The 17,065-nt window shown below is 56.8% G+C and carries 16 protein-coding genes, 1 tRNA gene and 1 pseudogene; 3 read left to right on the top strand and 15 right to left on the bottom strand.

All coding sequences use genetic code 11. The features are described from left to right. Nucleotides 1-261 precede the first annotated feature (261 nt). From AC1DS5_RS08835 to AC1DS5_RS08825, 3 genes are all read right to left on the bottom strand, one after another. Complete coding sequence (locus AC1DS5_RS08835) at nt 262-882, bottom strand: LysE family translocator (protein ID WP_477717874.1); 621 nt, start codon at nt 880-882, stop codon at nt 262-264. Between the two features lie 64 nt (nt 883-946). Continuing rightward, nucleotides 947-1,303, bottom strand: coding sequence for an antibiotic biosynthesis monooxygenase family protein (locus tag AC1DS5_RS08830; RefSeq protein WP_477717873.1), 357 nt, complete (start codon nt 1,301-1,303; stop codon nt 947-949). A 32-nt stretch (nt 1,304-1,335) separates the two neighbouring features. Next, nucleotides 1,336-1,959: an FMN-binding negative transcriptional regulator gene (locus AC1DS5_RS08825; protein ID WP_477717872.1), complete on the bottom strand. Its 624-nt coding sequence runs from the start codon at nt 1,957-1,959 to the stop codon at nt 1,336-1,338. 88 nt (nt 1,960-2,047) lie between these two features. Here AC1DS5_RS08825 and pdxR point away from each other — a divergent pair, with 88 nt between their 5' ends. Beyond that, a complete protein-coding gene (gene pdxR / locus AC1DS5_RS08820) occupies nt 2,048-3,535 on the top strand; it encodes a MocR-like pyridoxine biosynthesis transcription factor PdxR (protein WP_477717871.1) in 1,488 nt (495 codons plus the stop codon). Between the two features lie 375 nt (nt 3,536-3,910). On the opposite strand, the gene AC1DS5_RS08815 is transcribed toward pdxR, so the two are convergent. From AC1DS5_RS08815 to AC1DS5_RS08775, 9 genes are all read right to left on the bottom strand, one after another. Next, on the bottom strand, nt 3,911-4,489 hold the full coding sequence (locus AC1DS5_RS08815; RefSeq protein WP_477717870.1) for a hypothetical protein: 579 nt from the start codon (nt 4,487-4,489) through the stop codon (nt 3,911-3,913). Between the two features lie 40 nt (nt 4,490-4,529). Continuing rightward, nucleotides 4,530-6,245 carry an FAD-dependent oxidoreductase gene (locus AC1DS5_RS08810; RefSeq protein ID WP_477717869.1) on the bottom strand — a complete coding sequence of 572 codons (1,716 nt, stop codon included), beginning with the start codon at nt 6,243-6,245 and terminating at the stop codon, nt 4,530-4,532. Beyond that, on the bottom strand, nt 6,242-7,096 hold the full coding sequence (locus tag AC1DS5_RS08805; protein ID WP_477717868.1) for a sugar phosphate isomerase/epimerase family protein: 855 nt from the start codon (nt 7,094-7,096) through the stop codon (nt 6,242-6,244). Before AC1DS5_RS08805 ends, AC1DS5_RS08810 begins: the two co-directional genes overlap by 4 nt. Before the next feature lie 27 nt (nt 7,097-7,123). Then, entirely contained in the window at nt 7,124-7,852 is a 729-nt protein-coding gene (locus AC1DS5_RS08800; protein ID WP_477717867.1) for an SDR family NAD(P)-dependent oxidoreductase, read from the bottom strand. A 118-nt stretch (nt 7,853-7,970) separates the two neighbouring features. After that, on the bottom strand, nt 7,971-9,251 hold the full coding sequence (locus AC1DS5_RS08795; protein ID WP_477717866.1) for a TRAP transporter large permease subunit: 1,281 nt from the start codon (nt 9,249-9,251) through the stop codon (nt 7,971-7,973). A 16-nt stretch (nt 9,252-9,267) separates the two neighbouring features. Then, nucleotides 9,268-9,807, bottom strand: coding sequence for a TRAP transporter small permease (locus tag AC1DS5_RS08790; protein ID WP_477717865.1), 540 nt, complete (start codon nt 9,805-9,807; stop codon nt 9,268-9,270). Between the two features lie 132 nt (nt 9,808-9,939). Continuing rightward, nucleotides 9,940-10,980, bottom strand: coding sequence for a DctP family TRAP transporter solute-binding subunit (locus tag AC1DS5_RS08785; RefSeq protein ID WP_477717864.1), 1,041 nt, complete (start codon nt 10,978-10,980; stop codon nt 9,940-9,942). A 14-nt stretch (nt 10,981-10,994) separates the two neighbouring features. After that, complete coding sequence (locus AC1DS5_RS08780) at nt 10,995-11,849, bottom strand: sugar phosphate isomerase/epimerase family protein (RefSeq protein WP_477717863.1); 855 nt, start codon at nt 11,847-11,849, stop codon at nt 10,995-10,997. A 208-nt stretch (nt 11,850-12,057) separates the two neighbouring features. Beyond that, a complete protein-coding gene (locus AC1DS5_RS08775) occupies nt 12,058-12,975 on the bottom strand; it encodes a LysR family transcriptional regulator (RefSeq protein ID WP_477717862.1) in 918 nt (305 codons plus the stop codon). Between the two features lie 513 nt (nt 12,976-13,488). Between AC1DS5_RS08775 and AC1DS5_RS08770 the strand changes: the two are divergent. After that, nucleotides 13,489-13,725 (top strand): annotated as a pseudogene (locus AC1DS5_RS08770) (antibiotic biosynthesis monooxygenase family protein); the annotation flags it as partial. A 123-nt stretch (nt 13,726-13,848) separates the two neighbouring features. On the opposite strand, the gene AC1DS5_RS08765 reads toward AC1DS5_RS08770, so the two are convergent. Next, nucleotides 13,849-15,279, bottom strand: a complete 1,431-nt coding sequence (locus AC1DS5_RS08765; RefSeq protein WP_477717861.1) for a sigma-54-dependent Fis family transcriptional regulator — start codon at nt 15,277-15,279, stop codon at nt 13,849-13,851. Between the two features lie 239 nt (nt 15,280-15,518). Between AC1DS5_RS08765 and AC1DS5_RS08760 the strand changes: the two genes are divergently transcribed. Continuing rightward, a complete protein-coding gene (locus tag AC1DS5_RS08760) occupies nt 15,519-15,746 on the top strand; it encodes a hypothetical protein (RefSeq protein WP_477717860.1) in 228 nt (75 codons plus the stop codon). Between the two features lie 65 nt (nt 15,747-15,811). Here AC1DS5_RS08760 and AC1DS5_RS08755 read toward each other — a convergent pair. Both AC1DS5_RS08755 and AC1DS5_RS08750 read right to left on the bottom strand, forming a co-directional pair. Continuing rightward, a tRNA-Thr gene (locus AC1DS5_RS08755) sits at nt 15,812-15,887 on the bottom strand. A gap of 23 nt (nt 15,888-15,910) precedes the next feature. Then, nucleotides 15,911-16,918, bottom strand: a complete 1,008-nt coding sequence (locus AC1DS5_RS08750) for a class 1 fructose-bisphosphatase (protein WP_477717859.1) — start codon at nt 16,916-16,918, stop codon at nt 15,911-15,913. Between the last annotated feature and the right edge of the window lie 147 nt (nt 16,919-17,065).

Genomic DNA, 17,065 nt, shown 5'->3' with positions numbered 1-17,065 from the left:
ACAGACTGCTATGGAGAGCGTTGCATAGCAGTCTATAGCCGAAGTAGCAATTCGCAATCTGCATCCTCCAAAGCTGTCGTTCATTCAACGGTAACACCGTCAGCAATGTGGCAAAAGCTCCGTCAAAGCGACCCCGGCCACCGACCAGGATCCGAATTTGCGTAGCTGCGTTCCAAAGCGAGCGTGGGCTCAACCAAGTTCTCCAGTGCTGTGCTGCCTCTTTTCCGACCGGTCAATACCAGTTTAAGTTGCTGACCGTCTTTATGCTTCACGTCGAGCCAGCGTCAGGAAAAACCCCAAACCCAGCATCGTGATGCCCGCAATACGGGTCATCAGGCGAGCGCGTGCGGCCCGGGCAGCAGCTGACTTGAGCAAGCGATGGGCAGCAAAGACCATCACAACATCAACGAGCGTGTTGAGAAAAACGCAGATGCATCCAAGCAACCCCAATTGCTGTACCAGGGGCTCGCTCGGCGAGACAAATTGGGGCAAGAAGGCCAGAAAGAACAGCGCAGTCTTGACATTCAATACCTCGACTACCACCCCCTCGACAAGGGCGCGACGCGCACCTTGAGACGCCGCCACGGCTTCGACCGTGATCGGCTGTTCCGAGCGCAGCAACATGCGAATGCCCATGTACACCAGATAGGCCGCACCGATGTACTTGAGCAAGTTGAACGCAACAGCGGACTGGGCAATGACCAGCGACAGGCCGAGCGCCGCCGCGAGCACGTGGAGCAAGCCACCCAGGCCAGTGCCCAAGCATGAAGCCAGGCCTTCCGAGCGACCACCCGCGACCGTACGCGCAACGACGTAGGCGATACCCGGGCCGGGGGTGATGGCAAGGACAACGGCGGCAATCAGAAAGGGGATGAATGACATGGTGTTGGTGTTTTTGCGTGGTTGGGTCTTGTAGCGCCACGAATGCGCCTGTCATGCACGGGTATCAATGACTCCGGAGGGGCTGCCTCTGCTTGGGTAACGTCAGGTGGGCGAGCGGATGCGCAATGCCCCCGTCCCCGTAGGCGCTGACCACCTGGGCGATGACGACCTGATAGCCATTGAGCCACTGCGCCTGCCGCTGCTTCGCGGCAATGTGCGTCGGATGTTTCACCAGCGCCTGAAGTGCATCCATGGTCTCCCAGTAGTACACATTGGAGATGAGCCCGGTTAGAGGGTTCTCCCAGCACTCATCGCCCAGGTAGCCGGCGATTGATTTCGCAATCTGGGCAATGGCATGGTCCATGGCGTGGAACTCATCATCGAACTCGCGTTTTGCGAATGTGAAGGTGGCTGTGTACATATATCTGCGGGGGAGGAATGGTCGTCTGTGGGTCACCCGGCTTTGCGCATGGCCTGTGCCATTTCGCTGCGCCCCCGTGCCTCAAGGGTATCGGCGGCATTGAGGCGATCACGCGCATCTTTGTTCTGGCTGAGTTTGACCTTGCCCACCAGTGAAGTGAGTGCGATCTCGATGCCCACGATGTTACGCAGCAGCGTGTCGATGTACTCGGGCGCGGAGTCCCCCATCTTCCAGGGCTTGGGTTCGGCCGCCTCGTGCTGGCGTGTCAGGCGCGCGACGATGCGGCGAACGAAGCGCTCGTCCTCATGGATGGTGATCGTGCCATGCGCGTGAACGACCTCGTAGTTCCAGGTCGGCACCTGGCGATGCGCTTCGTGCTTGCTCGGGTACCAGCTGGGCGAGATGTAGGCCTCGGCACCGCGAAACACGACCATGACCGCAGTGCCCGTGGGGCAGCGCTGCCACAGCGTGTTGGCACGGGCCACATGGGCCGAAAGAATGCCAGGCGTTCCCACGCCAGCATCGAACTCGAACGGGATGTGGTCAGCATCCAGTCCGGCGCTCCCTTGTGTGACGAGCATGCCCAGCGGGTGCTCGCGGATGATGCGACCGAGTTCGCCAAGTCGGGTTTCAGCAAAGTGGTCAGGGATGTACATCGTGAATGAGTGAATGAGTGATGTCGTAATCCTTTTCACTATCGCTCACAACCGGCACAATTAGAAGGTCCAGTTTTTGTAATTATTTATGGTCCAGTCTCACAAGCCAACCGACTACCACCCCGGCGCCACCGGGGCCGGACGCCGCATCTACGACCTGCTGCGCACTCAGATTGCCGACGGCACGCTAGTCCCGGGCGCACGCGCGCCATCCACGAGATCCTTGGCAGCCGAGTTGGCGGTGTCGCGCACCACCGTCACCGCTGCGTACGAGCAACTGGTGGCCGAGGGTTTCCTTGTCACCACCATGGGGCGGGTTGCCCGGGTGGCCAGCCCGCTGGCTGCGCCCGCACCACCCGCAACCAACGCAAGCCGACGCGTTAAGCGTGCGCCATCCCTGTCCGAGTTTGGGCGCCGCCTGACGGGAATCGGCATGCCGGCATTGCCTGACGCCGAACCGGTCCGCTTCGACTTCCTGTACGGCGCGGTGGCTTCCCGGGACTTTCCGACCCTGGTCTGGCGGCGTGCCTACCAGGCCGAACTGCTGCGTCAGCAAAATAGCCTCTACTACGTCCCGCCCGAAGGTGACGCCTTGCTCAGGCGCGCCCTCCAGGGCTATTTGCGGCGTACCCGGGGACTGGCCTGTGAGGCCGAGCAGATCCTGGTGGTGCACGGATCGCAGCAGGCCATCGACCTGTGCGCACGGCTGCTGCTCGATGCCGGTGATGCATTTGTCTTTGAAGATCCCGGCTACCTGATGGCAAGGCGCTGCTTTGAGGCAACTGGCGCGAGGTGCTTGAGCACGCCGGTGGACGAGCATGGCCTGGATACCGCCATCCTTTCCCAGGACGAACGTGTCCGCCTGGCGTACGTGACGCCATCACACCAGTTTCCACTGGGAGGGGTGTTGCCCATCGGACGGCGCCTGGACCTGCTGCAATGGGCCGGGCGCCACGACACCTGGATCGTCGAAGACGACTACGACGGCGAGTTCCGTTATGGCCAGCGCCCGATCGACGCGCTGCAGTCGATCGACACCGACGGCCGCGTGATCTACATCGGCACTTTTTCCAAGGCGCTGTCCCCGCAACTTCGACTTGGCTACCTGGTGCTGCCCCCCGAGCTTGTGCCGGTGTTCCGGCAAGCCAAGCGACTGGCCGACCGCCATGCGCCCGTACTGGAGCAGCGTGTGCTGGCGTCACTGATTGACAGCGGTGCCTACGAGCGCCATGTGCGGCGCATGCGACGGGAGAACGATCGTCGCCGCACGGCCTTGCTGGACGCCATTGCGCGCCACCTTCCGGGTGACGTCCGGGTCAGTGGTACGGCGGCTGGACTGCATCTGGTGCTGTGGCTGCCATTCCTGCGGTCTCAAGACGAGCCCGCGCTAGTGACCGCAGCCCGCGAAAAGGACGTTGGCGTCTACCCGGTGACGCCGCTGTTTGCCAACCCGGATTCGCCCGTGCAAGCTCGACCAGCCGGTTTGATCCTGGGTTATGCCAGTCTGACAACCGATCAGATTGAGCAGGGAATACGCACCTTGGCATCGGTAATTGCGGACATCGTGCCAAGATAATCTGGCTGGTGACGCCAGTCATCCCGCTGGATCGTCTTGGCTACGCTAACAACGGCTTTCGGGTAATTCGACGACTGGGCTGCTATCTATTAGCCGATGCGTGCCGTAATTCAGCTACCCTCCACCGACTGCTTGGGCACGAAACTGGTTGCCATGACAGGCAATTGCACTGAGAGAATTGACTCTCTCCAGAGCGGCCTTTGGTGAACGGCAGCAACCGCTGCAAAACGGAACCGTTCCAGACTGACTCCGGTCATTCAAGGTTTCTGATCGGCGGGCAGTTTCCAATGGAATGCGCACTCGGGCATGTTCAACGGCCGCGAATTCATGCAGCGATCTCCAGGGCAGGCAATTCGATGTAGGCGTCGCCCATCATCATTTTGTAGTGCTCGCCAGGTTGAGATCGAAGTTCCTGTGAAACTGAAGACCACAAAAGGTGACACGTATGTACCTCCCTCCCCATCCTGGAGAAGTGCTCAAGGAATACGTGGGTGATCGCAGCTTTGTCGAAACAGCTGCAAAGCTAGGGGTGACCCCAGTAACACTTTTTGAAATCCTCTCCGGTGCTTCTGACTCCATCGACATAGCCGTATCCAGATCAGGGGATTCGGTAGTTTTCCAGTCATGCGCCGTGCGCCACGCGCGCGCCTCGCGGTCCGCGGACACCAAGGTTGGAGCCGTGACTCCGACACGACGGCACGCTACGCGCTCACCGTCACATTTGAAATAGTTGGTCAGGAAATCAGTATTTACGACCCGCTGCGGACCGCCGTCATCGAACTGCAAACGCAGATCGAAACCGAGGTCGAAGTCGAGATGGAGGCCGAAGTCGATGAATAATGTATTCGACGCAGCGCACACAATTTCCTCAAGCTGAGAGTCGCCTTCGGCTATCGAGCCTTGTGCATCTTGTTCGTGGGTTCGACGCGCACTGGGCCAGATGTCGCCTTTCATATAGCTGTCATAGCTCATTGGAGAGCAATCGGGTTGTGACTCAGCATTCGTAACTTTGGGCACCTGCAGCGTGGCGCGCTGCTACATATCCGAAGGTCAAGGCGGGTCCCAAATTGATGCCACCGGACGGGTAGTAGCCCCCCATCACACTGGCCATGTCCGTGCCCACGGCGTAAAGGCCTGTGATCGGCGCATTGGAGCTGTCCAGCACCTGTGCGTTGCCATTGGTCTTCAAACCTGCAAAGGTTCCAAAGCTTCCCGGCATTACCTTCACCGCGTAGAAAGGCCCATTTTCAATGGGGGCCACACAGGGGTTCGGTCCGGGGTACATGGGGTCACCCTGCTTGCGGTTAAAGGGGGTGGTACCACGACCGAATTCAGGATCTTCCCCACGGTGAGCATTGTCGTTAAATACTTTGACCGTATGAGTTAGCCCTTCCACGCTGATGCCACAAGCCTTCGCCAATTCCGCGATGGAATCTGCTCGCGTGAGGTAGCCACTGCGAACATGCGGCCCGACAGGAACCGGGAAAGGCCGCGAGTAACCCAGACCGTAACGGCGCTGGAAGCCGTGGTCGCAAATCAACCAGGATGCAACCTCTTCACCCTGCGGTGCTGCCGCAACCAAGGCCGAGGTGTAGTCGTAATAACCATCAGCTTCATTCACAAAGCGCTTTCCATTGGAAAGCACTCCGATCACACCGGGTTTGCCGCGATCGATGATGTGAGGAAAATGACCAACACTGCCATCGGAATGCAACACCCTGGACACTGGCGCCCAAGCTGCAGGTGAAGCGACATCTTTCTCCAGGCAACCGCCTGCTGATTCACCCAGACTGATGCCTTCGCCATTGCAGCTTGTGGGTGGGAGGGCCAGATGCTCGGTGCCTGTGGGGGTGCGTGGAAACAATTCCTTGCGACGGTTCACATCATTGGGGAAGCCACCGGCAGCCAGCACCACACCACGTGTGGCACGTATTTCGACTTCGCCATTTCCCGTACTCACCACCGCGCCACGAACAGCTCCGTTTTCCAGAATGAGCCGCGTGGCCGGTGCGGACTCCATGAGCGTCACGCCTAACTTTTCTGCTGACTTGGCCAGACGTGCAATCAATGCTACGCCGTTGACCAGTTGCATGGCACGCCCATGCACAGCCAGATCCAGCAGATGGCGCGTGAAGCGCTTGCACACATGCCAGAACGATTTGAACGAGCGGGTCACGCTCAAGAATGCCATGAGGTCAAGCCCTGCCATGATGGGCATGCCCATAAATGCGGTTTCACGCATGGTCTTGCGCAAACGCTTCATCAGCGTCCCCACTTCGCGGCCATCGTAAGGCGCAGCAATCACCTGGTGGCCGCCCGTGGCCGCACCGGGAATGTTGCCGTGCATGTCGGGAATGGAGTTACCATCCACAAACTTCAGGGCCGTATGCTGGTCAAAGAACGCGACCATGTGCGGGCAGTTGTCCAGAAACGCATCCACACGTTCAGGGTTGTAGCGGTTGCCCAGCTGGCTTTTGAGGTAAGTGCGGGGTTGCTGCGGGTCTTCGTTGATACCGGCCCGTTTGGCCAAGGGATTGCCAGGCACCCACATCCAACCGCCCGACCAAGCACTGGCGCCACCCAGTACATCGTCCTTCTCAACGACCACTACTTTCAGTCCATGCCATGCTGCAGTTACTGCGGCTGCCAGGCCTGATGCACCGGAACCTACGACCAGTAGGTCGCACTGGACGGGGTTTGCGCTACTCATATTGATGAAGCGCTTCGTGCTTGAAAGAATGCCTGCGACCTTGCAGCAGCTGACTTGGCGCGTTCTAAAGTGGAAAGCGTGGCTTCGGCAGCAATCGGCGTTTCAACAACCAATTGCAGGTCTTGAGGCAGTTGGTCCAGGATGGCATTCAAGGAAATGACGCCGTCGCCCATGTGCAGACGGGATGTACGTGCTTCCACAGGAAGTCCTTCCAAAGCAGGAGATGTGCTTACGCAATCACACAGCTGGGCATAGGCAAAACGGTTCGCCGGGATATTTGCCAGATCGGCAGCGCTGGCACCTGCACGATGGAAGTGCAGCAAATCCAGAATCAGGCCTGCGTTGGTACGCCCTGCTGCTTCCACCAATTGCATTGCCTCTTGCCAGGTGCGGATGTCGCGGTACAGCATGAACTCCACCCCAACCGTAAGCCCGAACTGTGCAGCCTGATCGCACAAGCGACCAAAGAGATCCACACGATGCTCAATCGACAGGAAGGTGGCAGACGATGAGAACTCCGTGCCAATGGAACTGATATGGCTTGCACCCAACTCAGCACCAAGTTCCAACGCAGGCTTGAAACGCTCCAGATCGGTTTGCGGCGAAATCACAAAGGCCTCGATGTCGAACACCCGCACGCCCGTGTCCTTCAGCGCGGCCTTGACTTCACGAATGACCTGGGGTTGCCCAATGACTTCGTATTGAAGAGGCTGAGCAGTGGCAGTCATCAGTAGCATGCCGACCTTGCCAAAACCCGCCGCGGCGGCAGCTTCGATCAGTTCGGTTTGGGGCGTGCGGCCAATGGTCAGGTTGGCTAGAGAAATGGTGGAGAGCGGTTGGGTTTTAATCATGGCATTGATGCTACGAGGAGCATCTCCTTAGTAAGTTGCGCGTCCGCCGGTCAGGTCGAAAGTAAAACCGGTGGTGAAGCTGCATTCCGGACTAGAAATCCAGGCCACCATGGCAGCCACTTCCTCAATCATCAGGAAACGGCCCATGGGGATTTTGGCCTTGATGGAAGCAATGAACTCGGGTGTCATTTGCTTCAACAGGTCGGTCTCGGCCATGGTCGGCGCGATGCAGTTAGCCAATACGCCATCCTGAGCCAGTTCTTTTGCGATGGACTTTGTATAGGCGATCACACCGCCCTTGGACGCCGCATAAGCGCTGCCACCGGGGTTGCCCTCTTTGCCGGCGATAGAAGCCACATTGACGATACGGCCATAGCCGTTAGCGCGCAAATGCGGAATGACGGTACGACAGCAATTGAACACCCCAATGAGGTTGATCTCAATCACGCGTTGCCATTGGTCCACTGGATATTCCCAAGTGGGGTGGATGGGGCCGTTGATGCCGGCGTTGTTCACCAGAGTTTGAATAGTTCCGGCAGCAGCCACGGTTTCCTCAAAGGCCGCGGCAACGGAACCCAGGTCCGCCACATTGACTTTTTGAAGCAGCAGAGGCTCGAAGCCTGTCACCTTGGCATCAAAGTCGCTCACGTCCACATCCCACAGGATGACGCGACGTCCGTCTGCAGCCAGACGCTTGGCAATGCCCAGGCCCAGGCCACGTACACCACCGGTGATGATCGCGGTTTCAGGTTTCATTGAATGAGAGTTTGTCATTGGGTTTTCTCACGTAAAAGTCATGTCGAAGTTCAGACGGATAGAAAAAACCCCTGGACGCAGCCGTCGTACCGAGGTCAGGGGCTAAAGCGATTGCAGATCAACCGTACAACCAGCGCGCCGGGACCATAACCAACTGCGGGAAAAGCACCATCAGGAACATGATCAGAAACTGCACCGCCATGAATGGCAGTACACCCCGTGTCACTTCATCCATGCGCATCCGGCCCACGCCAGCCACCACATTGAGAACCGTACCGACCGGTGGCGTTACGAGCCCAATCGAGTTGTTGATGATGAAGAGCACACCAAAATAGACAGGGTCAATTCCGGCTGCCTTGACCAAAGGCATCAACACCGGCGTCAAGATCAAGATGGTGGGGGTCATGTCCATAGCGGTACCCACCACCATGCACAACACCATGATGGCCATCATCAGCAGCTTCGGATTGTCCAGCAAGGGTTGCAACAAACTCACCACCTGACCCGGAAGATCCGCAATGGTGATTAGCCATGCCGACACCATGGCAGCGGCCACCAGGAACATCACGACGGCTGTTGTCATTGCGGCACGCTCAAAAATGCCGTACAACTTCCGCAAGTCCAGTTCGCGGTACACCACGCCAGCCACAAAGAGCGCATATGCCGCTGCAACAACAGCCGCCTCTGTAGGGGTAAATACACCCATGCGTAAGCCAACCAAAATGATGAGCGGCAGCATCAGCGCCCAACCTGCTCTCTTCATGGATTGCATTACTTCAGCCAGGGAGCGGCGGGGCGGCGGAGACAAGTCTTCCTTGCGCGTCAGCCACCACCAGGTTGCCCACAAACCCACGGCCAGCAAAATGCCGGGGAAGATGCCCGCCAGGAACAATTTGCTGATCGACACGTTGGCCGCTACTCCGAAAATCACAAAGCCGATTGACGGTGGAATGACGGGACCAATGACACCACATGCGGCAATCAGACCGCCGCAACGGGCCTTGTCGTGTCCGGCCTTGACCATCATGGGCAGGAGTAATGCGGTCAGGGCTGCAGCATCTGCAACAGCAGAGCCCGACAAGGCAGAAAGCAAGCAGGCGGCAACAATCGTCACATAGCCCAGTCCTCCACGCACATGGCCGATCAAGGCCATTGCAAAGTCCACAATCCGCCTTGATAGACCGCCGGTATTCATCACTTCGCCCGCCAGCATGAAGAAGGGAACGGCCAGCAGGGGAAAGCTATTGGCACCCTCCATCACGTTTTGCGCCAGAATCTGGGCATCCATCATGTCCATCTGCCACATGAGTGCAGCGCCACACAATAGCAATGAGAAGGCAATAGGCACACCAAGTGCCATGGCAGCGAGCAATGAGCCCAAAAATATCGCGATAGTCATCTTGTGTTCCTCGGGTCTATTTCAGGGGCGCAGGTAAATCGATTTCTTCTTCTTCTGACTCGCGAATGCCAATCAGCTCACTTTCCTGAATCTGTCCCGAGATCAGTCTCCACAGTTGGTTCACCAAAACCAATGAACCAGAGACAGCCAAAACCAGTCCGCTCGTGTAAAAGATGCTGACCGAGACACCCATCACGGGGCTGGTCGTATCGCGGTTGACAACCATTTGGTCCCAGGCACCCCGGGCGAGAAGCCAACACACCAATAGCATCAGGATGTTGGCGACCACGAAGCAGAACTTTTTTCCGGCAAGGGGTAGTCGTACAACCAAAGTGTCTGTCCCCAGATGCGCGCCGTCTCGCATGGCGACGATGGCACCCAGAAAGACCACCCACACAAAGAGCCAGCGTGACAACTCTTCGGACACCGTAACACCTGAATTGAAACCGTAACGGAGCAATACATTGCCCGCAACCAGAACGAACATGATGGCCAGGAGAACCACCATGACGAAGCGAATGACCCGGCAATAGTGGTCAATGAATTTGCTCAACATGGATAAATCCTAAAAAAGGGGATTTATGAAAATGGAAAGGTACGAGCCTGCATAGCGCGCACATACCGCCAGATCAGCGGATACCCGGCAAGCCCTCCGTCAGAGGACCGCCAGGCCAAGCCCCAAGCGCTTTTACTTGCGCATGGCAGCGACTGCTGCATTGGCCTGCTGGACGAGGCCGGGGCTCAATTCCTTGCCGAACTTTTCGATCACGGGAGCGGCTTTGGCACGCAGCTTGGCGATTTCGGCTGCAGGCACTTCATTCACCACCATGCCGTTCTTTTTGAGATCGGCCAGTGCTTGCGCGGTCAATTCCACCAGCTGTTTGCGCTGAAATTCCTTGGTCTCGTTTGCAGCGGAAGTAATCAGCGCCTTTTCTTCGTCATTGAACTTGTCCCACGTCTTCTTGCTGATCAGCAGCGTGATGTAGTTGTACATGTGGCGGGTGAGTGACATGTATTTTTGCACTTCATACGCCTTCATACTGTTGGCAATCAGGGCGGTGTTGGTCATGCCGTCAATCGCCTTCTGCTCCATCGCGTTGTACACCTCGGTGAAAGACATGGCGACGGGGTTGGCACCCATGGCACCCATCAGGTCCACATACATGGGGCTTTGAATCACGCGCAACTTGAGACCCGCAACATCCTCGGCCTTTTCGATAGGGCGTTTGCTGTTATGCAGGTGGCGAAAGCCGAATGCAGAGATGGGCATGCCAACGATGCCCTTTGTCGCCGCGAGCTGGTCAAAGAGTTGCTTGCCGACCGGGCCGTCAATCACAGCGGAGGCTTCCTTGTCGTTGTCGAACATGTAAGGGAAGTCAAACAAGGCAAAGTCCTTGGACACACCCACCAGCGCATTGGTGCCCATGACACCCATGTCCAGAATACCGCCTTGCATGGCGGAGATCATTTGGACGTCGCCACCCAAAGAGCCCCCGGGAAAAAGTTGAATATTGATCTTTCCGCCACTCTTTTTCTTCACGATCTCAGCAAATTTGTCTGCACCGTTGAGTTTGCCGGTATCGGGTGCAGTGACGAATGCAAACTTGATCTTGTGCTCGCGGATTTCCGCGTTGGCTGCAAAGGGGCTCAACAGGGAGGTGGCGACGGCCGCAATGGCTGTCAAGTTAACCAGGGTACGGCGACCCGCGAAAGTTGAAAATTTGAACATTATGTCTCCACTTGTTAAAGTTGAAATGAGGGCGTTTTCGCCTCGGGTTGATGAAACTCACCGCTGTGGGTGACCACTTCTTCGGTGGTCTCCAGCGCGCGCTTTACCCATTCAGGCAAGCCCATCACAGATGCGCGTCTTTCGTCCCAAACCTCTACCGACAGAGGCAAATCACTCGGCAATGCTTGCAACATGCCGAACAAATCGATGCTGCCTTCTCCAGGCAATAAGCGTTTGTAACGTGCCTGGCGCTGGATCTCGTCCATACTGTCTGGTTTGCTGTCTACGTCACCGAATTTTGCGTAATTCAGCCACTTTCGGGGGATAGCTGCGATTTGCTCCAAAGTGGTGTTGGATCGGGCGTAATGTATTGCGTCCACCAGAATGCCGGCGTGTTCCGGTGAACCGGCTGCCTTCACCAAGTTCACTGCATCCGTCAGGTTGGTCACCGCAGTCCAGGGCATGAACTCAATGTTCGCGGTCATGCCAAAGCGGCCAGCAGCTTCACAAAAGACCGCGAATGAATTCGCCAGACGCGAAGCATCTCTATCGTCCCCAGCCACCTTAATAGCACGGGCATCCAATTCCGCGCCGGTGGATAGGAACGGAATGAATTTATTGACATCGAACTCTGCATTCAGACGAACGATCTCAATGTCAAAAACGCTCAGACCCGTGTGCTGAAGCAGCGCAATGGTTTCCCGCAGCATGCTGGGGTTGTCCATCAGCGGATATGCCAACATACCAGTGGCGTGGGAGAGCATGCGCAAACCAACCAGGTCGTAACCCGCCTTCGCAGCGGTTGCGATGAACTCTGGTGGCGCCAACGGCAAGGCCGTCATGTGCGCCAATGAATATTTGTGTGTCATGGCCGAAGCTTTCGGTTCAACGGCCTTGGCAATGGGCAACCGTGTCGCGCCCGCTTTTACCTGTCAAAAGTACTTGCATTTCGTCTCCTCTTATTCCCTGCACTTCAAGGAGCAGGTCTGATAAGAGTGAAGTTTAGGAATCTGGTGTCTTTACGTAAATGCAAAATGCCTAAACATCAACATTGCGTCAGGCAATGTTTGGTTGATTTCACTTGTCCGTAAAAAGTGAGGAGCAAACTTCCCGAAGCCAACGGTTGCCGGGATCGTGGTGGTACCGCTCGTGCCAATGCTGTTTGACAACAAATGACTTCACAGGCAGTGGGCACGGAAACACGTTCAAGCCATTGACGCGAGCCAGTGTTCCACCGATCAGACTGGGGACCGTAGCAATCAACTCTGAGCCCAAAATAATGGCCGGAAGCCCCAGGAACGTTGGCATCTTCACGGTTACGCGTCGGTTGACACGGTGGCGCTTGAGCGCAGCTTCCAGTAGCTGTTCACCGGTTCCGTACACAAGCCCAATATGGGACTCGTTCTTGTAAGCATCAAGACTCAGTGATTTACAAATGCGCGAGTGCTTGGGATTGGCAAGGCAAACCCATTCTTGCTTGAACAAGGCCTGCTGGTAATAACCAGACTCAAGATTGGGCAGCAGTCCCACTGCGAGATCGGCTTGGCCGGATTGCAAAAAACCTGGTGTATCTGGGCTGATGCGCAAGGCTTCCACTTCCACGTCAGGGGCCACCATGCGCAGATGGCCCAACAATATAGGCAAGATGGTCACAAGACTGGCATCTGTCATGCATATTCTGAACGCACGTGTGGATGACCCCGGATCGAACTCCGGAGGGGTGTCTGAAATACTGCGTATGGACTCCAAGGCAATACGCACTTTGGGAATGAGTGCATCCGCGCGGGGTGTAGGCTGCATGCCCGTTGGGGTTCGCACGAACAAGGGGTCTAGCAAGATTTCCCTCATCTGAGCGAGCCAGATACTCACTGTTGGGTGGCTCTGGCCTAACTCATCAGCTGCACGATTCAGTCGGCCGGTCGTGTACAGCAGCTCAAAGAGCAGCAGGAATTTGACATCCAACAAAGATGCCTCTGTGGGTGTAAATCTTTTCATGCGATCTCCATGCGACAAGCTGATTTCTCATTATGACCAGCCTGTAGTCAAAGTACGAATATGGCAAATCGAGTGACTTTTATGTTTGCTTCAAACAAGGTCTAATACCTGAGAAACGCTATGTCAGATTTCGCTGGCCAGGGGTAGAGGGGGGAGCGAAGGCCGCAGGCGCCGACCCTGCGACGGGCTTGGGCGCCGGCGGCGAGATCGCAATCACGGCCTTAGTAGGTAAGCTCAAACTGAGCCAGAACAGGGAGGCTCGCGATGTCAGCGCCGCCGCCGATACGTTGAAAGCTCGTGGCCACGGCGAGCTTGCCGATGCGCTCTGCGAAATAGACAACAGGCAACAGACTTTTTGGTCGAAACTTGTGGGAAAACTCTGATCGAAGCAGGATTTCTCTATCAGCGGCCACACGCACTCTGCGATGCTGATCTGAGCATAGATACATCTGAGCCTGCGTCCGCTAAGCGCTAAGCGCTATGGCTATTAAAATTGAAAGCCCGAGGGGCACTATGTACACGGCAACTTTCACCTTCGCGAAACATCAGTTCGATGACGCGTTCCATGCGTTGGACGCCGTCATTGCGCGGGTGGCTAAATCGATTCCGGGCTACCTGGGTGAAGAGGCATGGGAAAACCCGCCGTCCGGGCTTGTTTCCACGGTTTACTACTGGGAAAGTATGGACGCGCTGCAGCAGCTCATGAAGCACCCCGCACATATCGAGGCAAAGGCGCGTCAGGGCGAATGGCCGTTGCACACACCCACCAGATTGACTGCGCCTACGCATATCACGTGGTGTGCCCGAGCGGCGCGATGGAGCGCGAGATTGTCCAGCAATTTCGTCAGTGGCTCATCAAAGAGGCGAAAGCGGTCAATGCGGAGTGAATGACTGGAGCATGCGTGTTCCGCCTTGCCGTTGCATCGCCAGGTGCCGATAGATGGTGCTCCGATGCACTCCCAAGCTTGCAGCGGTGAGAGATACATTGCCTTGGTGCTTTGTCAATGCTTGGTTAATCGCGTTTCGAGCCAAAGACTCCAGAGATGATGGCGAAGGGTCTTCTATCGCATCTGAAAGTGATCCTCGGCCCTGCGCCTCCTCTCCACCCGGACAGAGCCTCGCTACGACTGCGCCCGGGATAGGGCCATGTCCATCGGAGAGCACGACCGCGCTGCGCAGTACCGACACCAGTTCCCGAACATTTCCGGGCCAACGGTGATTGCAGAGCCGGTCCAGCGCATCTTCCGATAATCTCAAGCTCTTGCCTGATGAAATTTCGGAAAAGACGCTGGCGATCAATGACCGTCGATCCGATCGCTCACGCAATGCAGGCAATGCGACCTCGAAACCACGGAGCCGGTAGAAAAGGTCTTCGCGAAACATACCTTCACGCACCAACTTTGACAGGTCGTGGTGCGTGGCGCAGATGAGGTCGAAATCCAAATTTGAATCACGGGAAGATCCCAGAGGTCGAACGCGACGATCTTCCAGCACGCGTAAGAGGCGCGTTTGCAGCGTGAGTGGCATGTCACCAATTTCGTCCAGGAACAGAATACCTCCCTGCGCCTCCCGCAGTCTCCCCGGAAGTCCCTTTCGCCGCGCGCCTGTAAACGCGCCTTCCTCATAGCCAAACAACTCTGCTTCGATCAGCGACTCCGGCAGTGCCGCGCAGTTGACGGCTACAAGGGGCCCTTGAGCTCGCCGGGACTTCGCGTGAAGACTGCGCACGAAATAGTCCTTCCCGCTGCCGGTTTCGCCGCGGACGAGAAGGGGCAAGCCACCGTCGACCACACGAAGCGCTGTGGTATGCAGTCCGTCGAGTACAGAAGGCTCAGGTAGCTGACTCGCGTCGCCGCTCGCGGGCCGTGGCTCGGCAAATGCGGAGGTAAGGCTATGGATTTGTGGTCGACGGGACTCCACAGCGACGGCCCATTGATCGCCGCACGGAGCATTGAACAAACCCGCTCGACTCTTCAGCTTTAACCAGTGCGCGCCGAAGATCTCTTCAATCGGTCGACCTAGAAGTTCCTTCCAGGAGGATTGCAGCAAGTCGACAGCGACGCGGTTAAGACCACAAATTCGTCCGTCTTTCAAGCTAATCAGCGCGGAGCGTGGGGTGTGAAGTAGGCGAGGACGAGAATGGAAGTGCACCAACTCACCAGTGGCGGCCCCAAGAATCATGCGGTGCTCAACTTGCGACACCGCCATGCCAACCAGACCCATGGCATGAACGTCGACACGAGAAGAGTCTCCGGAGATATCGATAGCACCTGCCAGTTCCCCGTTGCCCAAGAGAATAGCCAAATCGACAGCCGTTTCTTAGCGCGCGTTAAAGTTTTGCGCCGTAGAAAAGCGGACTTAGTGCGAACAATGGCGGGGTAATTCCGGATGTTGTCCACCAGAGACAACTTGCAGGCAGAAAAAGCCTCCCGATCAAGGAGGCTTTTTTACTGCAGAAACCCTAATTGACGGTCTACGTCGGAGCAAGTAGAAGGCAGTGAATTCACAGCAAAAATTGCTGAAATACCTAAAAGAAAGCTGAGATGAAAAACTATATTGCTTTATGTTTGGGGCTCTGCCTTGCGTGGCAAGCATGGGCGCAAACCCAAGACGAAAACCCATGCAGTGCAAGTCCACTGGTTATTGAAACCAGGGCGTTAGCCACCAGAGATAAACGTAACTGCCCCAACCAAGAGAGCCCGCCGCGTGCGGGTATTTTTCGTCTGATGCTGGCCGAAAAGGTACAAAAAACTGTACTGGTGGCTACATAGTGGCTACATGAGCACCAAAAAAAAGGCTCACTACTAAATTAATAGCAATGAACCTTTATCTGATTTGGTGCCGGAGAGATGAATCGAACACCCGACCTTCTCATTACGAATGAGCTGCTCTACCGACTGAGCTACACCGGCGTTTTATGAATTACAGCCTCTAATTATAGCCCGGAGTGATAGCCGGTCACCCGCTCTACCTCATTTTTGGACCCGAGGATGACGCTGACGCGCTCGTGCAGCTTGCCGGGCTGGATGTCCAGGATGCGCTGTTTGCCGTTGGTGGCGGCGCCGCCGGCCTGCTCGACGATCCAGCCCATGGGGTTGGCTTCGTACATCAGGCGCAGTTTGCCGGCCTTTTCGGGTTCGCGTTTGTCCCAGGGGTACATGAAGATGCCGCCGCGGCTCAGGATGCGGTGCACGTCGGCCACCATGGAGGCGACCCAGCGCATGTTGAAGTCCTTGCCGCGCGGGCCTTCGGTGCCCTGCAGGCATTCGTCGATGTAGCGCTTCACCGGCGCATCCCAGTGACGCATGTTGCTCATGTTGATGGCAAATTCCTTGGTGTCTTCGGGGATGCGCACGTTTTCCTCGATCAGCACAAAGGAGCCCTGCTCGCGGTCTAGCGTGAACATGGCCACACCGTCGCCCACGGTCAGCACCAGCGTGGTTTGGGGGCCATAGACGCAGTAGCCGGCGGCGACCTGTTTGTTGCCCGGCTGCAGGAAGTCTTTTTCTTCGACAACGGCATGATCACCGGGCTTTTTCAGCACGCTGAAGATGGTGCCGATGCTGACATTCACGTCGATGTTGCTGGAGCCGTCGAGCGGGTCGAACAGCAGCAGGTATTCGCCTTGCGGGTAACGGTTGGGCACCGCATAGATGCTGTCCATTTCTTCCGAGGCCATGGCGGCCAGGTGGCCACCCCATTCGTTGGCTTCGATCAGTACTTCGTTGGCGATGATGTCGAGCTTTTTCTGGACTTCGCCCTGCACGTTTTCACTGCCGGCCGTGCCGAGCACGCCGCCCAGTGCGCCTTTGTTGACGGCCTGGCTGATGCCTTTGCAGGCGCGGGCCACCACTTCAAGCAGCAGCCGCAACTGGGAAGGAATGTGACCTTCCCTGCGTTGCTGCTCAACCAGGTAGCGGGTGAGGGAAATTCTTTGGGACATTGGAAACTCCAGTCTTCGAAATTAGAAAATCAGATCAATTGTCGCCGGGCCGCAGGCGCAGCGGGCCCCTCGGGGTGCAGCGCAATACACGAAGTGAAAAGCGCAGGGGCAACATCAACGAAAGGTGATGTCTTAACCCAGCAGGGG

The organism is Polaromonas sp. P4_H1 (assembly GCF_056400945.1).
The sequence above is the reverse complement of the archived record's forward strand: the minus strand, read 5'-3'. Positions and strand labels throughout refer to the sequence as shown.

Excerpts from the sequence above, each read along its gene's own strand:
- AC1DS5_RS08835 (WP_477717874.1), bottom strand. The coding sequence starts at position 882 with ATGTCATTCATCCCCTTTCTGATTGCCGCCGTTGTCCTTGCCATCACC.
- AC1DS5_RS08830 (WP_477717873.1), bottom strand. The coding sequence starts at position 1,303 with ATGTACACAGCCACCTTCACATTCGCAAAACGCGAGTTCGATGATGAG.
- AC1DS5_RS08825 (WP_477717872.1), bottom strand. The coding sequence starts at position 1,959 with ATGTACATCCCTGACCACTTTGCTGAAACCCGACTTGGCGAACTCGGT.
- pdxR (WP_477717871.1), top strand. The coding sequence starts at position 2,048 with ATGGTCCAGTCTCACAAGCCAACCGACTACCACCCCGGCGCCACCGGG.
- AC1DS5_RS08815 (WP_477717870.1), bottom strand. The coding sequence starts at position 4,489 with ATGAAAGGCGACATCTGGCCCAGTGCGCGTCGAACCCACGAACAAGAT.
- AC1DS5_RS08810 (WP_477717869.1), bottom strand. The coding sequence starts at position 6,245 with ATGAGTAGCGCAAACCCCGTCCAGTGCGACCTACTGGTCGTAGGTTCC.
- AC1DS5_RS08805 (WP_477717868.1), bottom strand. The coding sequence starts at position 7,096 with ATGATTAAAACCCAACCGCTCTCCACCATTTCTCTAGCCAACCTGACC.
- AC1DS5_RS08800 (WP_477717867.1), bottom strand. The coding sequence starts at position 7,852 with ATGAAACCTGAAACCGCGATCATCACCGGTGGTGTACGTGGCCTGGGC.
- AC1DS5_RS08795 (WP_477717866.1), bottom strand. The coding sequence starts at position 9,251 with ATGACTATCGCGATATTTTTGGGCTCATTGCTCGCTGCCATGGCACTT.
- AC1DS5_RS08790 (WP_477717865.1), bottom strand. The coding sequence starts at position 9,807 with ATGTTGAGCAAATTCATTGACCACTATTGCCGGGTCATTCGCTTCGTC.
- AC1DS5_RS08785 (WP_477717864.1), bottom strand. The coding sequence starts at position 10,980 with ATGTTCAAATTTTCAACTTTCGCGGGTCGCCGTACCCTGGTTAACTTG.
- AC1DS5_RS08780 (WP_477717863.1), bottom strand. The coding sequence starts at position 11,849 with ATGACACACAAATATTCATTGGCGCACATGACGGCCTTGCCGTTGGCG.
- AC1DS5_RS08775 (WP_477717862.1), bottom strand. The coding sequence starts at position 12,975 with ATGAAAAGATTTACACCCACAGAGGCATCTTTGTTGGATGTCAAATTC.
- AC1DS5_RS08760 (WP_477717860.1), top strand. The coding sequence starts at position 15,519 with ATGAAAAACTATATTGCTTTATGTTTGGGGCTCTGCCTTGCGTGGCAA.
- AC1DS5_RS08750 (WP_477717859.1), bottom strand. The coding sequence starts at position 16,918 with ATGTCCCAAAGAATTTCCCTCACCCGCTACCTGGTTGAGCAGCAACGC.